The 26,015-nt window shown below is 63.7% G+C and carries 12 protein-coding genes; 9 read left to right on the top strand and 3 right to left on the bottom strand.

Annotation, left to right across the window (positions count from 1 at the left end; genetic code table 11):
* The first annotated feature begins 3 nt into the window (after positions 1-3).
* The 8 genes from BMX68_RS08755 to BMX68_RS08720 are packed head-to-tail and all read left to right on the top strand — an operon-like array spanning position 4 to position 21,870.
* Positions 4-6,150 carry a non-ribosomal peptide synthetase gene (locus tag BMX68_RS08755; RefSeq protein ID WP_074862037.1) on the top strand — a complete coding sequence of 2,049 codons (6,147 nt, stop codon included), beginning with the start codon at positions 4-6 and terminating at the stop codon, positions 6,148-6,150.
* Positions 6,150-7,376: an MFS transporter gene (locus tag BMX68_RS08750; RefSeq protein ID WP_017133635.1), complete on the top strand. Its 1,227-nt coding sequence runs from the start codon at positions 6,150-6,152 to the stop codon at positions 7,374-7,376. Before BMX68_RS08755 ends, BMX68_RS08750 begins: the two co-directional genes overlap by 1 nt.
* Positions 7,363-16,752 carry a type I polyketide synthase gene (locus BMX68_RS08745; RefSeq protein WP_074862034.1) on the top strand — a complete coding sequence of 3,130 codons (9,390 nt, stop codon included), beginning with the start codon at positions 7,363-7,365 and terminating at the stop codon, positions 16,750-16,752. The genes BMX68_RS08750 and BMX68_RS08745 overlap by 14 nt, the downstream gene beginning before the upstream one ends.
* A complete protein-coding gene (locus tag BMX68_RS08740; protein ID WP_017133636.1) occupies positions 16,749-17,840 on the top strand; it encodes a thiazolinyl imide reductase in 1,092 nt (363 codons plus the stop codon). Before BMX68_RS08745 ends, BMX68_RS08740 begins: the two co-directional genes overlap by 4 nt.
* Complete coding sequence (locus BMX68_RS08735) at positions 17,837-18,601, top strand: thioesterase II family protein (RefSeq protein ID WP_017133637.1); 765 nt, start codon at positions 17,837-17,839, stop codon at positions 18,599-18,601. Before BMX68_RS08740 ends, BMX68_RS08735 begins: the two co-directional genes overlap by 4 nt.
* Positions 18,602-18,613: 12 nt before the next feature.
* Positions 18,614-20,164 (top strand): (2,3-dihydroxybenzoyl)adenylate synthase, encoded by a 1,551-nt coding sequence (locus BMX68_RS08730; RefSeq protein ID WP_017133638.1) that lies wholly within the window; start codon positions 18,614-18,616, stop codon positions 20,162-20,164.
* A 15-nt stretch (positions 20,165-20,179) separates the two neighbouring features.
* The gene (locus tag BMX68_RS08725) at positions 20,180-20,503 is read left to right on the top strand and encodes an isochorismate lyase (protein ID WP_017133639.1); all 324 of its coding nucleotides are present in this window, start codon (positions 20,180-20,182) and stop codon (positions 20,501-20,503) included.
* Positions 20,500-21,870 carry an isochorismate synthase gene (locus tag BMX68_RS08720; RefSeq protein WP_017133640.1) on the top strand — a complete coding sequence of 457 codons (1,371 nt, stop codon included), beginning with the start codon at positions 20,500-20,502 and terminating at the stop codon, positions 21,868-21,870. Before BMX68_RS08725 ends, BMX68_RS08720 begins: the two co-directional genes overlap by 4 nt.
* A gap of 118 nt (positions 21,871-21,988) precedes the next feature.
* Here BMX68_RS08720 and deoC read toward each other — a convergent pair whose 3' ends face one another.
* Positions 21,989-22,672 (bottom strand): deoxyribose-phosphate aldolase, encoded by a 684-nt coding sequence (gene deoC, locus BMX68_RS08715; RefSeq protein ID WP_017133641.1) that lies wholly within the window; start codon positions 22,670-22,672, stop codon positions 21,989-21,991.
* Positions 22,673-22,790: 118 nt separating this feature from the next.
* Here deoC and deoR point away from each other — a divergent pair, with 118 nt between their 5' ends.
* The gene (gene deoR / locus BMX68_RS08710) at positions 22,791-23,555 is read left to right on the top strand and encodes a DNA-binding transcriptional repressor DeoR (protein ID WP_017133642.1); all 765 of its coding nucleotides are present in this window, start codon (positions 22,791-22,793) and stop codon (positions 23,553-23,555) included.
* Between the two features lie 6 nt (positions 23,556-23,561).
* Here the strand turns inward: deoR and BMX68_RS08705 are convergent, their stop codons facing one another.
* Positions 23,562-24,635: an aldose 1-epimerase family protein gene (locus BMX68_RS08705; protein ID WP_017133643.1), complete on the bottom strand. Its 1,074-nt coding sequence runs from the start codon at positions 24,633-24,635 to the stop codon at positions 23,562-23,564.
* Entirely contained in the window at positions 24,632-25,963 is a 1,332-nt protein-coding gene (gene fucP, locus BMX68_RS08700; protein WP_060783695.1) for an L-fucose:H+ symporter permease, read from the bottom strand. Before fucP ends, BMX68_RS08705 begins: the two co-directional genes overlap by 4 nt.
* Positions 25,964-26,015 lie beyond the last annotated feature (52 nt).

Genomic DNA, 26,015 nt, shown 5'->3' with positions numbered 1-26,015 from the left:
ACCATGTACACATCGACCAGAACAGCCTCGACGGCAACCCCCACTGCCACTACGAAGCTCACCCCGACAGCATTGGTCGAAGCCGTCGCCCGACAACTGGGCCTGACTGTCGAACAGCTTCCCCTCGACGCCAACCTGTTGCGCCTGGGCCTGGACTCGATGCACCTGATGGCCTGGCTCAACCGTTTGCGCCGCCAAGGGTGCAACGTGACCCTGAGCCAACTCTACGAGCAATCGACGCTGCAAGGTTGGTGCGCCCTGTTGCAGGAGCCTGCGCCCGCGCCCCAAGCCCCTCTCGCGGCGCAACCGCTGCCACGCATGAGCGACGGCCAGCCCTTTCCGCTGACGGCGGTACAACACGCCTATTTTGTCGGGCGTTCCAGTGAACAGCCCTTGGGCGGCGTGGGCTGCCACCTCTATCAGGAGTTCGACGGCCAGGGCCTGACGCCTCAGGCCCTGGAGCCGGCCATCGAGCAACTGATCGAGCGCCACCCCATGCTCAAGACACGCTTCTTGGCCAACGGCAGCCAGCAATGGCAGGCGCAATCCAGTTGGCCGGGCCTCAAGGTTCACGACCTGCGCCGGTACGAAGAGACCGCTCGCGAACAATGCCTGCTGCACCTGCGCGAGCAACTGGGGCACCGTCGCCTGCGGGTCGAAGACGGTGAAACCTTCGACTTCCAATTGTGCCTGCTGCCTGAAGGCCGCCATCGCTTGCTCGTCAACATCGACCTGCTGGTGGCCGATGCGGCCAGCTTCAACCAACTGTTTGAAGAACTGATCGCCCTGATCGCTCGCCAACCGCTACCACCGACGCCCGGCGATTATGACTTTTGCGCTTACCTGGCCCAGTTGCAGCGTCACGAGCAACCCCGTATCGAACAGGCCCAAGCCTGGTGGCTGGCGCGCCTGGAGTCGTTGCCCCTGGCTCCGCAACTGCCCCTGGCCCAGGAGCCCGAACGCATCGAACAGGTGCGCATCAGCCGTCGACGCGGGCAACTGGATGCCCGCCAGTGGCAACGGTTCAAAGAGCATGCCGGCCAACACGGGGTGACGCCGACCATGGCCCTGGCCACGTTGTTCAGCGCCGTACTTGGCCGCTGGAGCGGGCAACAGCGGCTGTTGCTCAACCTCACCCTGTTTGATCGCCAGCCCCTGCATCCGGCGGTGGCCGGGATGATTGCCGACTTCACCAATATCCTGCCGTTGCCCGTGCATTGCAGCGGGCCAACCTTCGCGGAGTTGGCCCTGGCCAATCAGCGCAGCTTCGCCGAGGTCTACGAACACAGCGCCTGGTCCGGCGTACACGTGTTGCGCGAACTGAAAAAACACCAGCGCCACCCCCACGGCGCGCCAATCGTGTTCACCAGTAACCTGGGGCGCCCCTTGTATGGCGAGGCCACCGCCGACACTCTGGGTGAACCGGCCTGGGGCATTTCCCAGACGCCCCAGGTGTGGATCGACCACCTGGCGTTCGAGCATCACGATCAGATCATCCTGCAATGGGACAGCAACGCCCAACTGTTTCCCGCCGGCCTCACTGACACCCTATTCGAGGTTTACCTGGAACAGGTACTGGCACTGGTCGACGATCCAGGGTGCTGGGCGCGCCCGCTGCCAGAGCTGATGCCGTTGGCCCAGCGCGAGGTACGCCGACAGGTCAACGCCACCGCACAACCGCAGCCAGGCGGCCTGCTTCATGAGGGCATATTCGCCCAGGCCCAACGCTCACCCGACGCCATCGCGCTGATCCAGGGCCCACGGCAATTGAGCTTCGCCCGTCTCGCCGACCAGGCCAACCGCCTCGCGGGCGCATTGCAGGGCTTGGGCGTCGGCCCCGGTGACACCGTTGCGGTCAGCCTGCTCAAGGGCATCGGCCAAGTCATTGCCGTACTGGGCACCCTCCAGGCCGGCGCGATCTACGTACCCGTGCCACCGGATCAGCCGCTGGCGCGACGCCTGGGGATCTACCGCGGTGCCGAGGTCAAATGCGTCATCACCAGCGCCGATGAACCTGTCGAAGCCGAGGTGCAGCCGCGTCTGGACTGGCAACAGGCGATACTCGCCGATCCGCTGCTCTCACCGGTATCGGTCGATCCCCAGCAACCGGCGTACATCATCTACACCTCCGGTTCCACCGGTGAGCCCAAGGGCGTGGTGATCAGCCACCAGAGCGCGCTCAACACCTGCGTGGACATCAGCCGGCGCCACCATGTCACGCCACGGGACCGGGTGCTGGCTTTGTCGGCGCTGCACTTCGACCTGTCGGTGTATGACATTTTCGGCGTGCTCGGCGCAGGCGCTTCGGTGGTCCTGATCGAGGAACCACAACGGCGCGACCCATCGGTGTGGTGCGAATTGATCGTGCGCCATCGCATCAGCCTGTGGAACAGCGTGCCCGCTCTGTTCGACATGCTGCTCACCTACAGCGAAGGCTTCGAGCTGCCGGCACCGGCGTCACTGCGAGTGGTAATACTGTCCGGCGATTGGATCGGCCTCGACTTGCCTGGCCGTTATCACGCCTACCGTGCCGACGGGCAGTTCATCGCCATGGGCGGGGCAACGGAGGCGGCTATCTGGTCCAACACCTACACGGTGACGCGGGTCGAACCCCATTGGCGCTCCATTCCCTATGGCCAGCCGCTGGCCAACCAGTGCTATCGGGTCATGGACGAGCTGGGTCGCGACTGCCCCGACTGGGTGGCGGGCGAACTGTGGATTGGCGGTGCTGGCGTAGCCAAGGGCTATTTCAACGACAGCGAACGCAGTGCCCGCCAGTTTGTCGAGGTGCAGGCGCAACGCTGGTATCGCACCGGCGATCTGGGCTGTTACTGGCCCGATGGCACGCTGGAGTTTCTGGGCAGACGCGACAAGCAGGTCAAGATCGGCGGCTACCGCATTGAGTTGGGCGAGATCGACGCCGCGCTCAATCGCATCGAGGGGGTCAAGAGCGCTATCAGCCTGGCCCTGGGAGAGCGCGAAAAAAGCCTGGTGGCGTTCGTGGTGCCCCAGGGTGCCAGCCTCTACGGCCCGGTACCGATGGATCCGCGCACGCCCGCCGATTACCCCGACTGGCTGGCATCGAACGGCGTCAGTCCGGCCCCGGCGGACAACACGCCGTTGGTGGATTTCCTGCTGCAACACCTGGCGCTCAACCATGTCACGCTGAGCACTCCCACCGATCTCGACACGCTCATGCAGCACTACGGTTGTGCCGCCGATTGGCGCCCGCTATTGGGCCGTTGGCTGGCCTGGCTGGGTGCGCAAGGTGTCCTGCACAGCAACGAAGCGGGCCAATGGCAACGGGTCTCGACAATCGACAGGGCCCCAATCGACACGCAGCACTATGCTCTGAGCGAGGCGCTGAGCGCACACCATGACGGCTTGCGCGACATCCTTTGCGGCCAGCGTGATGCGCTCACCTTGCTCGATCACCCCTACTGGTCGCCGGAGCACCTGTTGCTGCAAAGCCCGGGCAACCGTGAAACCCTGGAACAACTGGGCCGCCATCTCGCCTGCCTGAGTCAACAGTTGCAACGCCCCGTGCGCCTGATCGAGGTCGGCGCACGCAGTGCCTTGGTCGGCGCGCAATGGCTGCAACGGTTGGATCCCTCGCAGCTGCAGTACACCGCTCTCGATGCTTCCCTGGCCATGGTGCTCAAGGCCCGCGAGCGCCTGTCCGGCTTCGCCCATGGCACAGCGCTGCGCGATCACTACGACGATCACTCGGCCTTGCTGTATAGCGCCGATGTGTTGCTGATCAACAATGCGCTGCATCGTCTGCAGCAACCCCAGGCCGCGCTGTCAAACTGGCTGGCGTTGTGCGCGCCGGGCGCGGCGGTGTGCGTGTTGGAACTGGCGCAAGCCGGCGCTCTGGCGTTGGTCAGCAGCGATTTGTTGGATGAACGCCAGGAGGCCGCGCAACAACTGCGAAGCCTCGAGCATTGGCGGCAGCTGCTGAGCGACGCCGGTCTGCGTCCGTGCCAGGCCAGTGTGCTGGGCGATGTGCAACGCCTGGTCCTACGCGCAGCCGAACAGCCCCAGCGTCCCGACCCTGCCAAGCTTGACCAGGCCCTGGCCAACCAACTGCCCGGCTACATGGTGCCCCAGCGTCTGTACTTCCTCGACGCTCTGCCCCTCACCGCCAATGGCAAGGTGGACCATCAAGCCCTCTCGCGCCTGTCCAAACCTGCTGTGCTCAGCCACGCAGAGCAGGCCGCCCAAGGCGCTACCGAACAACGGCTCGCCAGCCTCTGGCAACAGTTGCTGCAAACCTCGCCAATACACCGCCACAGCCAGTTTTTCCAACTGGGCGGCGACAGCCTGCTGGCCACACGCATGATCGGCGAGCTGGCCAAACAAGGCTATCGCGCACGTCTCGACGATCTGTTCAATTTCCCCACCCTGAGCGCCTTCGCCGCTACCCTGGTTGCCGACGACCAGGCGCCGGGCCTGGAGTTGCACCACGACCCGGCAGCCCGCTACCAGCCGTTCGCCCTCAGCGATGTGCAGCAGGCATATTGGGTAGGTCGTCGTCCAGGTTTTGTGTTGGGTGGCGTGGGCGCGCATTTCTTTGTCGAGTTTAACGTCGAAGACCTCGACCTAGCGCGCCTGGAAGCGGCCTGGCGGCGCTTGATCGAACGTCACGACATGCTGCGCGCGGTAGTCCGCGACGGTTGCCTGCAGGTACTGGAAAAGGTGCCGGCGTTTAGCCCCTATCGCCATCGGGTCAGCGCACTGGACGCCAGCGAAACCCTGGCGCTACGCGAGCGCCTGTCGCATCAAGTACTCGACCCTGCGCGTTGGCCACTGTTCGATGTACAGATTGCCGAAGATGCGAGCCAGCACAGCCGGGTGTTCATCAGCCTCGACAACCTGCTGCTCGACGGCATGAGCATGCAAATCCTCCTGGCGGAACTGGAATTGCTCTATGAACAGCCCGAGCGCGCGCTGGAAGAAATCGCCATTGGCTTTCGCGACTACCAGTGCCTGCGCGCCAGCCAGCCACCGAGCGCCAACGCCCAGGCCTATTGGCAGCGTCGCCTCGACACGCTACCGCCAGCCCCCCAACTGCCGTTGCGTCGGGACCCTGCCGACATCGGCGTGCCTCGTTTCGTGCGGCTGGCCGAACGCCTTCCCGCCCGCCAGTGGGAAGCGTTGCAAACCAACGCCCACCAACATCAGTTAACCCCGTCCGGCCTGTTGCTCAGCGCGTTCTGTGCAGTGTTGTCCGCCTGGAGCCGCGAGCGCGAACTCACCCTCAACCTGACACTGTTCGACCGCCAACCCCTGCACCCACATATCGATCGGGTGCTGGGCGACTTCACCTCGTTGCTGTTGCTGGCCTGGCAACCCGTTGGAACCTGGCTGGACAGCGCTCAACGCCTGCAACAACGGTTGTGGCGTGATTTGGCGCACCGTGACCACTCGGCTATTCGTGTCATGCGCGAACTGGCCAGCCGCCAGGGCTTGGCCGCGGCTCAGATGCCGGTGGTGTTTACCAGCGCACTGGGGTTCGACAATGGCCGCTTCATGGCGCAATCGTCGTGGCTCAAGCCGGTCTGGGGGATTTCCCAGACCCCGCAGATCTGGCTCGACCATCAGGTCTACGAATCAGAAGGCGACCTGTGCCTGAACTGGGACGCCGTCGAGGCGCTGTTCGATCCTCACACCCTGCAAGGTATGTTCGACCAGTACATCGCGCTGTTGCGCCAGTTGGCCGACCAGCCCCAGGCCTGGGCCTTGTCCCTCGAGAAACTGGTGCCGCTTAACGCCTGCGCGCCAGCGCCTCTGCGGCTCGTCACGCCGCAGCCTACGCCATGCACGCCTGCCGCCCAGGCTTGCGAGCAGACCGTGGAGCTGATCCGCCGGGCGTTTAGCGAGGTCGTCGGACTGAAGCTAGGCGATAGCCGGCAAAACTTTTTCGAGGCGGGCGCCAGCTCGCTGAAGCTGGTGCAACTGCATATTCGCCTGACGCAGTCGGGATTCCCCCATCTGCTGGTCACCGATGTGTTCGGCTACCCCAACGCCCACGCGCTGGCCGTGCACTTGCGCCCTGGCGCCGCGCCCGTGAACAGGCCACTAACGGATCGGCAAAGCCGGCTTGAACAACGCAACAGTCGACGCTTGCGTCGCATCGGAGGTGTTTGATGATGCGCTATCTGCCTTATTGGTGCTACTACCTGCATCAAGGCATGCTCACCGCTCTCATGCTGCAAGGGGTGGTGGGTTATTTCCGCCACCAGGGCCTGGATCTGGCCAGCCTGAGCTTGTTGTCGCTGACATTTTTGCCATGGATCGGCAAGTTCCTATGGGCGCCCTGGTGCGAACGTCACAGCATTGCCCTGCGCGGCAATCGCTACCTGGGCAGCCTGGTTATCTTGCAACTGAGCATGGCCGCGCTGCTGTTGCTGCTCAGTGCCTTGGCCCCCGAGCATTCGATCTATCCGATCCTGGCAGGGCTGATGCTGCTGGCGTTGCTGTCCGCCAGCCACGATATCTACGCCGATGGCATCACCATCACCACCTGTGACGCCGAAAGTCGCCCGTTCGCCAATACCGCCCAGGTCGGCGGCAGTTACCTGGGGATTGTCTTCGGCTCCTTCGTGTTCCTGTTCCTGGCCGAGCACTGGGGCTGGCGAGCCGGCTTTATCGGCATGGCCTGGGTGTCGGTGTTGTTGCTATTGCCAGTGGCGTGGTTACCGGTTCAGCAAACCAGCTTCGCTGCCGTCGAACAACCGCGCCTGGATTACGGCAGTGTTACCGCGCTGTGGCCGGCATTGTGCCTCACCGCGATTTACTACCTGGCCATGCGCGGCCTGATGGCGGTGCAAACCGTGCTGCTGCTGGACCAGGGACTGAGCCTGGCTGACCTGGGGCTGGCCTCCACGCTGTACAACACCCTGGCCAGTGCCCTCGGCGTAGTGCTCGGGGGCTGGATGGCCAAGCGCTTCGGCGCCTGGCGCTGCCTGCTACCGGCCATGGTCCTGCACGCACTGATCGCCGTGGCCGCTGCCTTGGGCGCGCGGGTGTATGACTTACCTATCTGGTTGGCCTTGTTCGCTGTGGTCAACGTGGCCGCCGCGATCAGTTTCGTCACGCTCTACAACCTGCTGATGGGCGTGGTTCGTCCTCATCAGCCTGCCTCGGACTATGCCCTGCTGCAATCGGTGGACGCCGCCGTGGCGATGCTCGCTTCGATGGCGGCGCTACAGGTTGCCTATCGCCTGGGCTATCCCATCTTGCTCGGCGGCCTGGCGCTGATCGCCTGTGTCTGCCTCTGGCCCGCCTGGCGTTTGCGTCTGCGCCTGCAGCGCAACCTGCCCGCGACTCCGTCTTCCCCATCTACCCATGAGGTCATGCATGCACAGCCTTGAAGCGCTCTATGGCGCCAGCGAACCCATCGCGGTGATCGGCCTGGCCTGCCGTTTTCCCGGCGCCCGCGACAGTAACGAATACTGGCAGAACCTGCTGGCCGGCCGCGAGTGCAGCCGCCGTTTCAGCCGTGAGGAACTGTTGGCCGCCGGCCTGGAACCGGCATTGATCGACCATCCGGACTTCGTCAACGTGGCGGCGGTGATCGACGCCGCCGACCAGTTCGACGCCACCCTGTTCGGCTATTCGCGCCAGGAGGCCGAGTCCATCGACCCCCAACAACGGCTGTTCCTGCAAACCGTCTGGCACGCTCTGGAGCACGCAGGCTTCGCGCCCCGTGAGGTGCCCCACAAGACCGGCGTGTTCGCCTCTGCCCGCATGAGTACCTACCCGGCGCGTGAGCAGATCCGCGTCACCGAGGTGGCCCAGGTCAGGGGCCTGCAAGCGCTGATGGGTAACGACAAGGATTACCTGGCCACCCGTGCCGCTTACAAGCTCAACCTGCGCGGCCCGGCCATCACGGTGCAGACCGCCTGTTCCAGCTCCCTGGTGGCGGTGCATATGGCCTGCGAAAGCCTGCGCAGTGGTGAGTGCGGCATGGCCGTGGCCGGCGGGGTGGCGGTATCGTTCCCGCAACAGGCCGGCTACCGGTATCAGCCGGGCATGATTTTTTCTCCCGACGGTCGCTGCCGCCCGTTCGATGCCGGCGCTCAAGGCACCTTCGCCGGCAATGGCGTCGGCGCGGTGACCCTGCGCCGCCTGGAAGACGCCCTGCGTGACGGTGACCCGGTGCTGGCGGTGCTGCGTGCCAGTGCGATCAACAATGACGGGCAGCACAAGGTCGGTTACAGCGCACCGTCGATCATCGGCCAGCGCGAGGTGATCAGCGATGCCCTGCAGCTGGCGGATATCGACTGCGCCAGTATCGGCATGCTCGAAGCCCACGGCACCGCGACGCCATTGGGCGATCCCATTGAAGTGCAGGCGCTGCGGGAGGTGTTCGCCACCCGCGCCGATATTGCCGGTTGCGCACTGGGCTCGGTCAAGGGCAATCTCGGCCACTTGGACACTGCCGCCGGCATTGCCAGCCTGATCAAAACGGTGTTGGCGGTCAGCCACGGGCGTATTCCGCCCAGCTTGCACTTTGAGCGGGCCAACCCGGCGCTGAAACTTGAACACAGTCCGTTTTATGTACCGGTGCAGGTGCAGGACTGGCCACACGGCCCGCGCCGGGCCGGTGTGTCCTCGTTCGGCATTGGCGGCACCAACTGCCACGTGATCGTCGAAGCCCTGCCTGATACCTTGCGTGCCGAAACAGCCGAGGCGCAGGCCAACGCGTTGCTGCTCAGTGCCGCCAGCCGCACTTCGCTGCAGCAACTGGCCGGACACTATGCACAAGCACTCGCCAGCAGCGAAGCGCCGGCCAACCTCGTGCATACCGCGCTGCACGCCCGCCAGTTGGACTTACCCCACCGCCTGGCGGTAGCCCTGCATGAAGAAACCGCGCAGGCGTTGCAGGCATTTGCCCAGGGCAACCATGACGCCTTGCTGTATGACGGCCAGGCCGGCCCAGGCGGCCAATTGTGGCTCTGCAGCGGCCAGGGCAGCCAGTGGGCCGGCATGGGTCAGAGCCTGTATGGCCAATCCGAGGCCTTCACCCAAAGCCTGGACCGCAGCTTCGCCGTGTGCGCCGCGCATTTGCAGCTCCCGCTCAAAGCGGTGATGTTCGGCGAGCACGCCGGCCTGATCGACCGCATGGACTACGCGCAACCCGCCATTGTCGCCCACGCGGTAGCCATGGCCGCCCATTGGCGCGCACTCGGGCTGACGCCGGACTGGTTGATCGGGCACTCGGTAGGAGAATATGCCGCCGCCGTGATCGCCGGTATTTACCGCCTGGAAGACGTGCTGCCGCTGGTCATCAGCCGTGGCCGCCTGATGCACCAGTGCGCCGCAGAAGGCGCGATGCTCGCGGTGTTCTGCGATGCAGCGCAACTGGCCCCCCTGGCCGACCAGCATGGCGTGGAAATCGCGGTGTACAACGGTCAGCGGCAACTGGTGGCGTGTGGCACGCGCTCGGGCATCGATGCGCTGGCCCTGGTACTGCAAACGCTACGGATTCGTTGCCACCGCCTGAATATCGCCGGCGCCGCGCATTCGCGGCTGCTTGATCCGATTCTCGATGAGTTCCAACAGGCCAGCTCGGCCTTGCGCGCACGCCCAGGCAACATCCCGCTGATCTCCACTCTCAGCGGCCAAGCGCTGACCCACGCCGAGCTGGACAGCGGTCTCTATTGGCGCCGCCACCTGCGCGAACCGGTACGATTCCACCAGGCCCTGGAACAGGCACTGCGCAGCGACATCAGCCTGGGATTGGAGTTGGGCGCCGATGCCTCGTTGACAGCTATCGCCAGCCATCTCCCCAAAACACAGGTGCGCTGGGTAGCCAGCGCCCGTCGCCATAAACCGGCGCCAGGGGTGCTGCAAGACAGCCTGCTGCGGCTGTTCGCCGCCGGTGTCACCCTGCCATGGCGTGAGTTGCTACCCAGCCACGGGCAACGCATCCAGGCCCCTCTGTATACGTTCGATCAACAACGCTACTGGTGCGACACACCCAGCTCTGCCTCACCGAACCAAGAGGATCGGCTGCTGCAGGGCGGGCGCGAAGTGGCGGTCCGCGAAGGTGCCAACCTCGACTTGCCGCGCCTGGAGCGCTTGTACACCTGCGTGACCCAACTGCATGGGTTGTATGTGGACCAAATGGTGCGCCAGTGTGTTGGCGATGGCATCGACCGCGGCGTCACCGCCCTCGACATCCTGCGCGGCGGGCGCCTGTTACCGCGCTATCGACAACTGTTGGTGCGCTTGCTCAACGCCTGCGTGGAGGACGGCTACTACCGTCACCACCACGGCCTCTATCACAGCGCCCGCGCGGTACCGGTGGCCGAGCGCACGGCATTGCTGCACACCCTGCGGGCCTGCTGCGAAGGCCTGGACGTGATCGCCGACACCGTGGAGCGGGCGGGCGAACAGTTGTGCGCGATGATGAACGGCACGGTTGAACCGGTGGCGGTGATCTTCCCGCAAAGCGCGTCCAGCGGCGTCGAGGTGTTGTACCAGCAGTTCAGCTTTGGGCGCTATTTCAATCAGATAGCCGCCGGTGTGGTCGCGGGACTGGTGCGTGAACATCAACAGGCCGAGGCTCGCCCGTTGCGCATCCTGGAAGTCGGCGGCGGTACCGGCGGCACCACCGCCTGGCTGCTGCCCGTGCTCAAGGACGTGGCCCAGGTGAATTATTGCTTCACTGACATTTCGGCGATTTTCAGCCGCCGCGCCGAAGAAAAATTCGCCGAGTTTCCCTTCGTCGAATACCGCCAGTTCGACTTGCAAAAGCCGGCCACCGATCAGGGCTTCCAGGCCGGGCACTATGACCTGATCGTCGCCGCCAACGTGATCCACGCCACCCAGCATGTCGGCCAGACGCTGCGCAACCTACGTCCGCTGCTCAAGCCCGGCGGCGCCTTGCTGATGCGGGAAATCACCCGCCCCATGCGCCTGTTCGACTTCGTATTCGGACCGCTGGTACTGCCTCTGTACGATGAACAGGCGCGTGGCGGCGAGCTGTTCCTGTCCACCGAGCAGTGGCGCCAACAATGCCAGGCCAGCGGTTTCGAACGTCTGCACTGGCTGCCCGACGATGGCAGCGCCACCGCGCGGATCAGCGAACATATCCTGCTGGCCCGCACTGGCGCTGCGCTCCAGGCCCCCCTGCAAGCCATCGGGCACGACAGCGGCGAGCCGATCCTTGGCCGGCAACTGGGTCCGCACCTGTATCAGGCGAACTGGTCCGATTGCGCAGGCAACCCTCAACGCTGGCAGCAACGCCTGGATGCCGTCTGCGCAACTCTCGCGGCGCGGCATGGCGAGCCGCGTCGGGCGCCACGGTTCAGCCATCCGCTGGCACTGCCCGAGGCACTGGACAGCATCGGCATCGAATGGCGAGGCGCAGTCCTCGGCGACGCCCAGGTAATCCTCCGTCAACGCGGCCCCGAGGGCCAATGGCACCCGTTACACAGCAGCGGCCCGACGCCCGCTTGCCAGGCCTGTCCCCACACGCACTACACCTGGCACTGGCAACCGCTGGAACTCAGCCGAGCCGCAGCCCCCTCACCCGACGGCACCCGCGTGCTGAAACTTGCCCCCGGCACGCTGACGAGCATGGCCGATGAAATCATCCGGGCCCTGGCCGATCCCGACGATCGACCCTTGCTGGTAGTGACCCGTAACGCCTGGGCGCTGCCCGGCGACCCGCCCGTGGTACCCGAGCAACGCGCCCTTTGGGGCTTGTTGCGGGTGGCGAACGCAGAGCAGCCGCAACGCCCGCTGGCGGTGATGGACCTGGATGGCGATGACCAGGCCACGCTGTCGCTCGGCATGGCCGCCGCCGGTAGCGGCGAACGCTGGATTGCGGTACGCGACGGCCAGGCTTGGGTACAAACCCTGGTGCCACAAACCCACAGTGCGCCGGCATTGCCGGCAAACAGCTTCAGCGACGGCGGCTGGCATCTGGTCACCGGCGGGTTCGGCGGGTTGGGACGCCTGAGCGCGGCCTGGCTGGCGGCCCAGGGAGCCCGACACATAGCCCTGCTCGCCCCGCGCTGTTCGGCCGACAGCGCCGCCTGGATCGAACAGTTGCAACACACCCATAGCGGCGAGGTGCGCTGGTTTGCCTGCGATGTCAGCGATTCGCAAGCCCTGGCGCGGAGCTTGGAAGCCTTACGAGCGAAAAGGCCCCTCAGCGGTGCGATTCATTGCGCTGGCCTGCTGGACGATACCCCGCTGGTCAATCTGTCGTCCGCACGTTTGAGCCCGCTGTTACAGGTCAAATGCCAGGCGGCGGCGCAGTTGCAAGAAGCGTTGGCCGAACAGGGTCGCTACCTACTGCTGTATTCCTCGGCGGCCGCCAGCCTCGGCGCACCCGGTCAAGGCGCCCATGCCCTGGCCAGCGCTTACTTGGATGGTCTGGCCGAAGCCACTGTCGACCAACCCCTGCGCACCCTCAGCCTGGCGTGGGGCGCCTGGGGCGAAGTCGGGCGTGCCGCCGAGCACGGCATGCACGCCAAACTGGCCCAGGCCGGCATGCTCACGCTGAGTACCCACGAAGGTCTATGGCACCTGGAACAGGCGATCATGCGCGGCACGCCGGGGTACCTGGCCATGCGCGTCGACCCTGCGCGCATCGATCCGCATCGACGCCTGTTCCCCCGCGAAACGCACGAGTCGGCGCACACAGATTCAGTTAAAACACCGCCTACACGCGAGGTTCCGTCAGCACCGGTGCTCAGCGGCGACCACGACACCGACCGTCCGGTGCTGCAGCACTGGCTCGAGACTTCGATTCGTCGGCAACTGCGCCTGAGTGCCGAGACTGGCCTGGCGCTGAATCAGGACCTGATGCAATTGGGCCTGGATTCGCTGCTGTTTCTCGAACTGAGCAGCGACATCCAGCGCCAGTTGGGCGTTCGCCTGGATGCCGAGCAGGCCTACCGGGATCTGAGCATCGACGGGCTGACCACGCTGCTGTTAACCCAGGCGCCCGGCGCAGCACCGATAGCGAGCCCAGCGACGATCGTCCTCGATCGACGGGCGCGTTTCGAGCCCTTCGCGCTGACGCCGATTCAGCATGCCTACTGGCTGGGCCGTACCGACCTGATCGAATACGGCGGCGTCGCCTGCCATGTGTTGTTTGAATGGGACAAAGCCTACGCCAGCTTCGATCCAGGTCGCTTCGAGCAGGCATGGAACGCGCTGATCCGGCGCCACGACATGCTGCGCATGGTGGTCGACAGCGACGGTCGGCAACGCATCCTCGAACAGACGCCATGGTATCGCTTGCCACGCCACGACTTGCGGGCACTAAGCCCGGATGCCCGACAACAGCGTCTGCTGGCGATTCGTGAAGACATGTCCTATCGCGTGCTGCCCGCCGACCGCTGGCCCCTGTTCGAAGTCAGCCTCAGTGAGTTGGACAGCGAGCATTGCCGCTTGCACATGAACCTCGACTTGCTGCTGTTCGATGTCCAGAGCTTCAAGGTGATGATGGATGACCTGGCAAAAGCCTATGCCGGCCAAGACCTGGCGCCCTTGCAACTGACGTTCCGCGATTACGTGATGGCCGAGCAAGCCCAGCGTGACACCCTGGCCTGGCGCCAATCCTGGCGTTTCTGGATGGACACGCTGGAGCGCCTGCCGGCAGCCCCGCAATTGCCCATGGCGACCGGCACCGCGGGCGGCCCGCCGCGCTTTCGCACCTTGCAGGCGAGCCTCCAAGCCCCGCGCTGGAGCCGCCTGAAGGGCCACTGCCAACAACTGGGCCTGACCGCTTCGGCGGCGCTACTGGCGCTGTTCGCCCAGACCCTGGAGAGCGTCAGCCGCCGCCCGGACTTCAGCCTCAACCTGACCTACTTCAACCGTCGCCCGGTGCATCCACAGGTGCAACAGTTGATTGGTGACTTCACCTCGGTGTTATTGATGGACTTCCAGCTCGGCCGGGGTGCCAGCTTGCGTGAGGTGATGCAGACCACCCAGTCACGCCTCTGGCAGCGCCTGGCCCACACCGCCGTCAACGGCGTGGAGGTGCTGCGCGAACTCGGCAGGCGTCAGGGCCAAGGTCGTCAACCGGCCATGCCGGTGGTGTTCACCAGCCTGCTCGGCATGTCACTGGACGGCCAGGCCATCGATCAGGCGATGACCGCCACCCTCGGCGATCCAGTGCATGTCTTCACCCAGACGCCACAGGTGTGGCTTGACCACCAGGTCATGGAGATCGACGGTGAACTGGTGTTCAGTTGGTACTGCATGGAGGAGGTCCTGGCCGACGGCCTGATCGACCGCCTGTTCCACACTTACAGTCAGTGGCTGCAACAACTGGCGGATGACCCCGCCGGCTTTGACCAACCGCCCGCGCTGCCCCGTATGGACTGGTCGGTGCAATTGGACAGCGAGCCGGTCGATTTGCAGGCACTCGAAACCCATTTGCGCCAGACACCCGGGGTGTATAGCGCCAACGTGAGTGTGGACCACCAGCAGCGCAAGCTGATTGCCCAGGTCGTGGCACACGCGCCGCAACCGGTGGACGGTGGCTCGGCACTGGTGGTCGACGCCCTGCCCGATCTGAATGACCCACAACGCACGGAGGTCGAACTGACTTGGCACGCTCTGGAACAGCGCGCTCGCCAAGGCATCGTCTTCACTTTGCGCAAGCACGGCCTGTTCACCCAGACCGGGCAGCGCCACGATCTGCTTCAGGTAATGACACGCCTGGCCGCCCGACCGCAATTCAGCGGATTGCTGGGTCAGTGGCTGACGATGCTCTGTCAGCAGGGCTGGGTTGCCTTGGAGGGGACGAGCTACGTCACGCTACAGCCGTTGCCCGACGCAGCAGCGCTGCCGCTACCGGATGCACCGTGGAGCCAGACTCTGGCGGGCTACCTCGACACATGCATCGAGTTGCACGGTGAGCTGCTACGCGGCGAACGCTCGGCCCTAGGCCTGTTGTTCGGCGACAACGATGCAGTGGTGAACGCCTTTTACAGCGACAATCCAGTGTTGCAATGCCTCAATCGCAGCCTGGCGCTCACGGCCAAAAAACTCGCCGGCAAACGTAACGACCTGCGGGTGCTGGAAGTCGGCGCGGGAACCGGCGCCAGCACCGCGCACCTGCTGCCGGCCCTGGAAACTCATCTACGGGAGTATCGCTTTACCGACATCTCCAGCCTGTTCCTGGAACAGGCACGGGAGCGTTTTGCCAACTGGCCGCAGCTGCGCTGCTCGCTGCTGGACCTCAATCAACCGGTGGACTTCAACCAGCACCCGCCAACAGGCTATGACCTGATCGTCGCGGTCAACGTGCTGCACGACGTGGTGCATGTGCCCCGCAGCCTCAAGCGTCTGCATAGCCTGCTGCGCCCTGCTGGTCATCTGCTGCTGGTGGAAGCCACCGAGCGTGACAGTGCGCTGCAACTGGCAAGCATCGGCTTTATCGAAAACCTCAGCCATTTCGAGGATGCTCGCGCTGACGACGACAAAGCCATGCTCGACTTGCGGCGCTGGCGGGAAGCGCTGCAGGCAGCGGGTTTCACCTGGCGGATGAATTGGCCGCAACGGGCCGATGACAACATGCGTCAACACTTGATCGTGGCGCAGGCCGAAAACCCCGCGCCGCTGGACCTGCCAGCCTTGCACGAACAGGTGCGGAGCTGGTCCGCGCCCTGGCCGCTAGCGCTCAATCGCGTGGAATTCGGCGACGATGCCAGGCCCGCGACAACGGCAGTACCGGCCACGCCTCGCCAGCCCGTACAAGCCGTTCCCGCCTTGTTTGAGGCAGTCGCGGCACTGTGGCAGGAACTGCTCGGTCAACCGGTACACGTCAGCAGCGACTTCTTCCACACAGGCGGTGACAGCCTGATCGCCACGCGCATGATTGCCCGCCTCAACCGCCTGGGTTACACCGCCAGCAGCCTGCGCAACCTGTTCGACAACCCGCGTCTGGAGGACTTCTGCGCCACGCTTGAGGCAAGCTCCGGCGCAGTCGACGATAACCCGCTGGCCCTGGCCCGTGGACGGCATGACCTCAAGGTGTTTGCCTTTCACGCCTCCGACGGTGAGATCGGTGCGTACCTGTCCCTGGCTCAGGCATTGGATTGCCAGGTGTTCGGGCTGCACGCCGCCAACGCGCTGCAGGCACACTCACTCAATGAACTGGCGACGCGTTATGCCGAGGCCATTGTCCGGCAACAACCCGCTGGGCCTTATGTGCTGCTGGGTTGGTCCTACGGCAGCTTTGTCGCCGAAGCGGCAGCCCGGCAACTGCATGCCAGGGGCGAACGGGTGCGCCTGGTGCTGCTGGACCCCGTCTGCCGCGAGGATTTCCGTGTCGACAACCGCAGCAGCCTGTTGCGGCTGATGGCCCAGGGCGCGAAAAAGATCGAGCTTCCCGCCGACCTCGAGCAATTGAGCGAGGCGCGGCAACTGGAGGTATTCATGACCCTCGCGACTCAAGCCACCGTGCTGAAAAACCAGCCATCGCCCGCCGAAGCGCATCAGTGGTTGCAGCGCATCGAACATTTGATGCGCCTGCTCGGCCAACATACCCGGCCCCACGCCCTGGAGCTGCCTTGCCTGTGGCTAAGCGCGGCCACACGCCCGGCGCACTGGTTGCCCGCCGAACACGACTGGCAAGACTGGGCCTCGCAAGCCCAACGCGAAACCCTCACCGGCGATCACTGGCAGTTGCTGCTGGACCCCGATCACCTGCCACACACGGTTGCCCGCATCACGGCCTGGCTGGCCGCACCTCATAAGGAGCCTCAAGCATGACCCATCCATTGAAAGTCCTGGTGGTCGGGGCCAAGTTCGGCGAGTGGTACCTCAACAGTTTCCTGGTGACACAACCCGGACTGCAACTGGCCGGCCTGCTGGCCAACGGCAGCCCACGGGCCCGCGCCCTGGCCAATGCATTCGGCGTCCCGCTGTACACCGACCTGGCGCAACTGCCCGCCGACCTCGACCTCGCTTGCGTGGTGGTGCGTTCCGGCGTAGTGGGCGGAGCCGGTGCTCAACTGACCGAAAACCTGCTACAGCGTGGACTACATGTGATTCAGGAACATCCGGTGCACCCGGACGAGATCGCTCGACATCAACAATTGGCGATCTCCCTCGGGCGCCAGTATCGGGTCAACAGCTTCTATCCGCATACCGAGGCCGGGCGTTGCTGGATCGACACCGCTCGCCGGGTTCGGCAATTGCTCACGGGCCAGTCACCCAGCCTTGCACAACTGACCACAAGCCGCCAACTGCTGTATTCGAGCCTGGACCTGATGCTGCAAGCCTTGGGTTGCGAGTTGACGGCACAGGCCAAGGTCAGCCTGGTAGACCGTGATACTCACTTCCACACCCTGGCCCTGGACCTGCCGGACTGCCGTGTGCTGTTGCGCCTGCAAAACTGGATGAACCCCGACGATCCCGACTTGCACAGCCTCGTCATGCACCAGATGAGCCTGGCTTGGCCCAGCGGCTACCTGTCGCTGGATGCCAGCTACGGGCCGGTCAACTGGACGCCGACGTTGCACAGCGACTCTCATGCCGATAACCGGCAAACCGCCTACGCCAGCGCGGCGGCTTACCTGGAGCGGCCAACGGCCCTACCCTTGCATCCGGCCGCGGCCAACTGGCGCAGCGCTCAGGAAATCGAAGGCCCGGCGGGGGTGGGCCACTTGTTGCAACGCGTGCGCGGTCATTTGACAGGCGAGCCGGTCGAGGCCGGGCTCAGCGACCACTATCAATTGGCTCTCGCTCGTCTGTGGCAGGACGTACTGCGTTGTGCCGGCCCAGCCGAGCTGCGTCCGGCCACCCCGCCGCAACTGATCGATGCCGCACAACTACGCGTCGGGAGCCAGGCGGCATGAGCATGTTGCGTCCCTACTTGAGCGGCGACGGTGCTGCCGGCCATTTATTGTTGTGTCCGTTCGCCGGGGCCAGCGGCGGCGCCTTTCATGGTTGGCGTGGTCTTGAGGGACTGGGCCTGGACCTCTCCCTGGTGGTCTATCCGGGCCGTGATCAGCGCATGCACGAACCCTGCCTGCGACAGGTCGACCCGCTGGCCAGAAGCCTGGCCGCCGCCGCTCAAGTCCAGGGCGCGTCGCAACGCAAGCCGCTCATCCTCTGTGGGCACAGCATGGGCGCCCAAGTGGCGTTCGAAACCTGCCTGTTGCTGGAGCAGGCAGGCACACCGCCTGCCGGCCTGGTGCTGTCGGCCTGTCATGCCCCGCACCAAAGCGGGCGGCGCCTGCTCAGCCACCTGGATGACTCGGGTTTTATCGAGCAACTCGTGGCGATTGGCGGTTGCAGCCAGGCGCTGCTGGATGACCGTGCCCTGCTGCAACTGTTCATGCCATTGCTGCGCGCCGATTTCCAGGCCACCGAGAGCTACCACCGTCCGCTGGAACCACAGCGTCCACGCCTGCGCACGCCCACCCTGCTACTCAACGGCAGCCATGACCCCGAGGCCGACGCCACGGAAGTGGCGGCTTGGTCGCATTGGCTGGACGGCGACTATCAGCAGCACGATGTCGCCGGCGATCACTTCTACCTCACCCAGCGCCCGCGCGCGTTTGCCGCCCGTGTCCTGAGTTTTATCGAACACAGCATCAGCCCTTTCCATTATTGACGGGAATCGACCATGCCGACTTCACCCTTATTGCCCTTTCTCTCCCTGACGCTGCCCCAGCGCCTTGAACGATGGGCACAGGCCCATGGCAGCCGCGTCGCGCTAGTGGCTGGCGAATCGCGCATCAGCTACACACAACTCGACCAGCGTGTCTCGCGCCTGGCCGGCGGCCTGGCCGCGCTGGGTATCCAGGCTGGCGACCGGGTCATGCTGCAATTGCCCAATAGCGTCGGGTTAGTCAGCGCGCTGTTTGCCGTGATGCGCCTGGGCGCCCTGCCGGTGCTGGCCATGCCCAGCCAGCGCGCTCAGGACATCGAAGCGTTGTGCAGACTGGCCGAACCGGTGGCTTACTTGATTCCCGAGCGCATTCGCGACTTTGACTTTCGCTCCATGGCCGGCGAGATTGCCCAGCGTCAGCCAGCGTTGCGCCAGGTAATTGTCGACGGCGAGCCAGGGCCTTTTACCGCATTGTCCAGCCTGGATGCAGCGTGCCCGCCGCTGCCGGTGGTGGCCGCGCAAGACACCGCTCTGCTGTTGCTGTCGGGTGGCACCACCGGCACGCCGAAACTGATCCCGCGCAGCCACGCGGACTATGCCTACAACTTCACGCATTCGGCGCAGCTATGTGAAATCGACCGGGACAGCGTGTACCTGGCGGTGCTGCCCATCGCCCACAACTTCACCCTGGCCTGCCCCGGCATCCTAGGCACGTTGGCCGCCGGGGCCTGCGTGGTGCTCGCCGAGAGCGCCGGTTGCGACGAGGCAATGCCGCTGATCGCGCGCGAACGGGTCACCCACGTGGCGTTGGTGCCGCCGTTGGCACAACTGTGGGCACAGGGCCGTGAATGGGAAGACAGCGACCTATCGAGCCTCAAGCTGCTGCAAGTGGGTGGTTCGCGACTCGACCCTGGACTGGCCCGGCAACTGGTGGATGTCCTAGGCCGCCGCCTGCAACAAGTGTTCGGCATGGCGGAAGGGCTGCTCTGCTTCACACGTCCTGGCGATTCACTGGAGGTAGTGCTCAATACCCAGGGCCGCCCGCTGTCGCCGGAAGACCAAGTGCGCCTGGTAGATACCGACCTGTGCGAGGTTGCCCCCGGTCAGGTCGGCGAGCTGCTGACCCGTGGCCCCTACACCATCAACGGCTATTACCGCGCCGCCGAGCATAACGCCCTGGCCTTCACCGTCGATGGCTTCTACCGCAGCGGCGACCTGGCACGCTGGACGCCCGAGGGCAATCTGGTGGTCGAGGGTCGAATCAAGGAACAGATCCAGCGGGGCGGCGAAAAAATCTCCGCTGCGCTGATCGAGTCACATCTCAACGCCCTGCCTCAGGTCGAATCCTGCGTGGTGGTCGCGGTGCCCGACAGTCTGCTGGGGGAGCGCATCTGCGCGTTCATCCTCGGCGAACCCGCCGCCACCGCGCAGGTGTTACGTGAGCAATTGCGCCAGGGCGGACTGGGTGACGACAAATTGCCCGACCAGTTCGAATGGCTGATGGCCTGGCCGCTGACGGCCGTGGGCAAGATCGACAAACAGCAACTGGCCGTTCTGGCCCAGTAACCGCAGGAGCCTCCCATGAATGCCATCAAGCCCGCGCTGCAATGCGCAAACCTCCAAGACATACGCCAGGGTATCGACCACCTTGACCGCCAGTTGGTCGAGCTGTTGGCCGCACGCCTGACTTATGTGCAGGCCGCCACACGTTTCAAGGCGAACCTGCAGGCCATTCCCGCTCCAGAACGCGTCAGCGCCATGCTTGAAGAGCGCAGGCTCTGGGCCGCCGACGCTGGATTACCGGTGGATGAAACCGAGGAATTCTTTGGTGACCTGATTCACTGGTTCATCAACCTGCAAATCAATCATTGGCATACCCTGCACCTGCAAGAGGCACAACCATGACGCGCACGCCTTCGTTCACCGGCCTGCTCAAATGCCTGAGTGCCGCCCGGGCGCAAACCAACATCACAAAGACACAGGTGCTGGCCTCCTTTTCCACGCTGTCACCCAAGGTCGATCAACTGGCGTTGTTCAGTGCCAACCACCGGCACATGTTGGCGTGTTTGTGGCACGTCCAGGCTCAGGGCGTATTTCGCCTCGGCCTGGGCCAGGCTCATGAGTTCAAGGGCCATCACGACGAAAGCTGGCAGGCCCTGGGGCAGCGCTGGCAGCACATGGTTGCGCAAGCCACGGTGCATGGGCGTCATCGTCCGGCGCTGTTCGGCGGCTTCGCTTTCGACAAGGGCAAACCGCGCACGCGCTTATGGCGTGACTTTCCCGACTCGGCCCTGACCCTGCCCCGCTTCGAATGGCATGAAAGTCAGGGCCAGACCCGCCTGGTGGTCAATGTGCTGGTGGGACCACGCACCGATTGTCGACGCCTGGCCCGGGCCTTGTTCGGCGAGTGGGCGGCTATTGGCGCGCGCTCGTTGCCTACGGCCAATGCCGATCAGGGCGCTCATGTCCGTCGGTCGATGCCCCATTTGTGGAAGCAGGATGTGAGCAATGCCGTCAACCTGATTCAGCGCGGCAGCTTGAAAAAAGTCGTGTTGGCGCGCTCGCAGAAGGTCCCGGCCTCAGAACCCTTGCACGTGGTCATGCAACGTCTGCTGGATAAACAGCCTCATGCCTATCTGTTCGCCTTTGCCCGCGACCGCAGTTGTTTTGTCGGGGCCTCGCCGGAATGCCTGCTGAGCGTGCGCGACCAATACCTGCACACCATGGCCCTGGCAGGCAGCGCACCCCGTGGCCAGGACGCCGTAAGCGACGAGCACTTGGGCGCGCAACTGCTGGCCAGCGAGAAAGACAATGCCGAGCATGCCATGGTGGTCGCCAGCCTCAGCGAGTGCCTGCAACGCCATTGCACCGAGCTGCAGGTTGCCCCACGACCGCACCTGCATAAGCTGGCACATATCCAGCATCTGTTGACCCCAATGACGGGCCTACTCAGGGCAGACAACAATCTGTTGAGTGTCGCCGAATGCCTGCACCCAACGCCAGCCGTGGGCGGTCTTCCACGCCAGGCCGCGCTGGACTATATCCGCCACGCGGAGCAGTTGGACCGTGGCTGGTACGCCGGCCCGGTAGGCTGGCTAAACGACAGGGGCGACGGAGAGTTTGCCGTGGCCCTGCGTTCGGCCCTGCTGGAGGGCGGTCGCGCTACGCTGTTTGCGGGATGCGGCCTGGTCGAAGGTTCGGACCCGGAAAGCGAGTATCGCGAAAGTGACCTGAAAATGCAGACCATGCACGAAGTACTGATAGCTGATTGAACGCGGCGGCGTTGGCATACACCTTCCAGAGACTGACCTCGGGGTCACCCTGGCAGGATCGATGATGGCCTCGACCAACGTAAGCCCCGCTGCCCTGGCGAGCTGCCCTCTTGCCAGGTCAGTAATCCGACGCGCCCGCAGCCTGGCCACCGACGATACTCACGCCCGAACTGGTGCCCAAGCGCGTGGCACCCGCCTCGATCATGGCCATTGCCGTCACGTAGTCACGCACCCCGCCCGACGCCTTGACCCCCATGTGCGGCCCGACGACGCGGCGCATCAAGGCAATGTCTTCCAGGGTTGCGCCGCCGCGACTGAAACCGGTCGAGGTTTTCACGAAAGCCACGCCCAACTCGCGACAAATTTCACAGGCGCGGGTCTTTTGCGCATCGTCCAACAAGCAGGTTTCGAGAATCACTTTCAACGGCACCGGGCCGCAAGCCTGCTGCACCGCTGCGATGTCGTCGTGCACCGTATCGAACAGTCCCTCTCGCAGCGCGCCGATGTTGAGCACCATGTCGATCTCGCCAGCACCCGCCGCAATTGCTTGTCGGGCTTCAAAGGCTTTACTCCCGCTCAGTCCGGCGCCCAGCGGAAACCCGACCACCGCGCAGACTTTGACTCGCTGCCCGGCGAGTAATTGCGCGGCATAGGGTACCTGGCCTGAGTTCACACACACGGAATAAAAACCATGGTGCCGCGCCTCTGCGCACAACACCGCGATCTGTTGACGCGTGGCGTCAGCCGCCAGCAAGGTATGATCGATAAACCGGGCAAGTGCTTGGGGTGTGATCGAGCTCATGAGGTTCGGTCCTGATGAAGAAGCCTGGGGGGTGACACTTAAGAAACCACACACTACATATGTTAATATAACATCAATAAATGTTTAAATCACAACATAATTAGTCGATGGAACGTCTGTGGAAAGCAAACAATCAGAACGCATCAAACTGATCCAGCAAGCCCTGCAGGACCAAAAGGCGATTCATCTTCGCGAGATGGCCGCATTGCTCGACGTCTCTGAAATGACCCTGCGCCGCGACCTGAATCGCTACCCGGACAAATTCCATTTGTTGGGCGGGCATATCACCCTGGCGTTCGACCCTGCCGACGGGCACGACTACAAGGTCACTGAACAAGGCAGTCGGCACGTTGAAGAAAAACGTCGCATCGGCAAGCTCGCAGCCGCGTTCATCAAGAGCGGCGACACGGTGTTCTTCGATTGCGGCACCACCGTACCCTATGTGATTGACTTCATACCTGATGAACTGGAGTTCACGGCTGTGTGCAACTCGCTCAACGTCCTGCTCAAACTGCAGCAAAAACCCAACTGCAACATCGTACTGTGCGGCGGCACTTTTCATCGCAAAAACCAGGTATTCGACCATGCGGACGAAAGCAGTATCCTCGACCGTATACGCTTGACCTGGGCGTTCATCTCAGCGGCGGGCGTGAGCGAAACCTTCGGCGTGACGTGCTTCAATTTCAATGAAGTCGAGGTCAAGCAGAAAGTCCTGCGCCAGGCGCAGCACAGCATGTTGCTGGCCGATCACAGCAAGTTCGACGCTGTGCGCACCGCGCATTTCGCCAACCTCGAACAGTTCAACGTGGTAATTTCCGACAAGAAACTGCCCAAGCCCTATCGCGAACTGATCGCCAAGAACGGCGCGCAATGCGTGGTTTGAATCCGGTCATTCGCCCCACGTTCGGCCTAGCCGGCGCCGCTCTTCAACCGACAAATATCCGGTAGTGACACTGAAGACGGCGCTTTGCCCACCCGCCAATGAGCGAACGTTGCCCTTGGCTTTTTCCGCCCGGTAGCCCTCGGGTTCGCAGGTAGCGGGCAGCACGAATGCGGCGACGCCCTGGTCGGCGTTGTGCAGAATCCAGCGTGTCGCGTGGGAGAACTGCTCAGGCCGGTAGCAGGTGTAGAACGCCGATCCGGCGGGATGATCGAGGAGAAAATGCGCATAACCTGACGCATCCGCTGGCACGCCTTCGAAGAAACAGACGATTTCCGGATCATACAAAGCTGGCGTGTCCAGGGTACTCAACCGTGACGGATCCTCGCTCAACCGCGCCATATAATCCGACCATTCAGGTGTCGGTTGCACATGGGCAGGAACGCTCTGACGCACGCGCGCGCAGGCTCCGCCGAGTGGTTCGAACAGACGCCCGCCGGGCACGTAGGCGTAGTTCATGTGAGCCATGTACATCAACTCCATGGCTTTGCCCGCCAGGTTGGTGACCTGCATGTCGATATCGAACACGCCCAGGCCGGCACGCAAGGTGATCGAGGGCATCGCACGGTAGTGATCGCCAAACCCTTGCACGTATTCATACTGTCCGCTCAGCAGCAGGTAGGGGCCAACGGCGTCCTCGCCGACCTCTAACCACGCTGTGTCCATTAGCGCGCAGGGCATCTCGCCGTGCAACGTGTGATCATCGTCCGGCGCCGGGCAGCCATTGCGCAACAGCCCGGCGTGAAACATGAAGCAGCCGTAGGTGCCGATCACCGTCGGGCTTGGTTTGGGTTGACTGAACATATTGCGCATGGTCAGGTCGCAGTCATCAAAGATCGCCGACCAGATCATCTGCCCCTGATACGGTAAGGCCACCACACGTCCACGGGCGTTTTCCAATGCCAGCGCCTTCACGCCACTGGGATAGGTCCAGGCCAACACGCGAAAATCGGCGGTTTCCAGCAGGGTCTTCTCAGCCCCAGTGAATTGTTCGGGAGACAACGCCAGCGTAACGCTTTTCATGAGGCCACCACTGTTCCGACCCCAGACAGCGTGGCACGACTGTGACGCAGGCACGAATAGGCGTAGACAACAATCACCACGAAGCACAGCAACGGCACGCTATAGGCGAGCTGCATGTTGCCGTGGGTGGCATCCGACAACAGGCCCTGGAAGACCGGAATCACCCCGCCGCCGACGATGCTCATCACCAACAGCGATCCGCCAACGCCGGTGTCCTCACCCAACCCGTCGATGGTGAGACCGTAGATGGTCGGCCAGCACGGCCCGAGGAAAATGCTGACCCCCACCGCCGCATACACGGCGGTTATGTTTGGCACCAAGATGGTGTAGGCCAGCAGCACAATGGTCAGCACGCCGTAGATCGCCAATACCTTGGCTGGATGAAGTTTGCGCATTAACAGATTGGCGATCATCTTGCCCAAAAAGTAGGCGGCAAACGTGGTGAGCAGGAACCATGACGCGCTGCGCTCATTCATCCCGCCCATCTGCATCGCCAGACGAATGGTGAAACTCCACACCCCGACCTGGGCGCCCACATAGAGGAATTGCGTCAGTACGCCAAAGCTAAAGCGCGGGTTGCGCGATAGTCGTGCAAGGCTCTGCCCGAGGCTGCGCGTCTTTACGTTCGCCGTGGCGTTGCCCCGGCACGCCGGGAACCGCGTGATGGCGATCAAGATGAACATCAGCACCAGGACAGCAATCATCCATTTGTACGGCAGCAGGGTCGACTGGATCATCTCCAGCTGCTGGACAGCCGCCTGCGAAGCGCTCATTTGCGTCAGTTGTTCACGCGTGGCGTCGGTGTCCTTGAACATGACGAAACTGCCGACATACACGCCGGCCATGGCACCGAACGGGTGGAAGGTCTGAGAGATGTTCAATCGACGGGTGCCGGTTTCACGCGGGCCCATCAACGTCGAATAGGTGTTGCAGGCGGTTTCCAGAAACGACAACCCGCACGCGATGACGAACAGCGCCATCAGAAACATGCCATACGTTGCCGTCGAAGCCGCAGGAAAGAACAGCGCGCAGCCCAACATATACAACATCAGACCGAGCAGAATCGTGCTTTTATAGCCCAAGCGTCGCACGACCATCGCCGCAGGCATCGCCACGAAAAAATAACCCAGGTAAAACGCCGACTGCACGAAGGCCGTCTGAAAATCGCTGAGCAAAAACGCCTTTTTGAAATGCGCGATCAGCACATCATTCATGCTCGCGGCAGCCGCCCATAGCGCGAAAATACTGCACAACAACAGGAACGCAAACCAGGGTGTGCGGTTGAGGTAAAAACCATCGGGGGTTTGTTGGAGCGGGACTTTTGTCATTGTTATTCTCCGTGGGAAATAGGGCGCGTCAGCGCCATACCGGCCGCGATCA

The organism is Pseudomonas agarici, assembly GCF_900109755.1.
Taxonomy (GTDB): domain Bacteria; phylum Pseudomonadota; class Gammaproteobacteria; order Pseudomonadales; family Pseudomonadaceae; genus Aquipseudomonas; species Aquipseudomonas agarici.
Note: the sequence above shows the minus strand (reverse complement) of the source record. Positions and strands in the feature narration are given on the sequence as shown.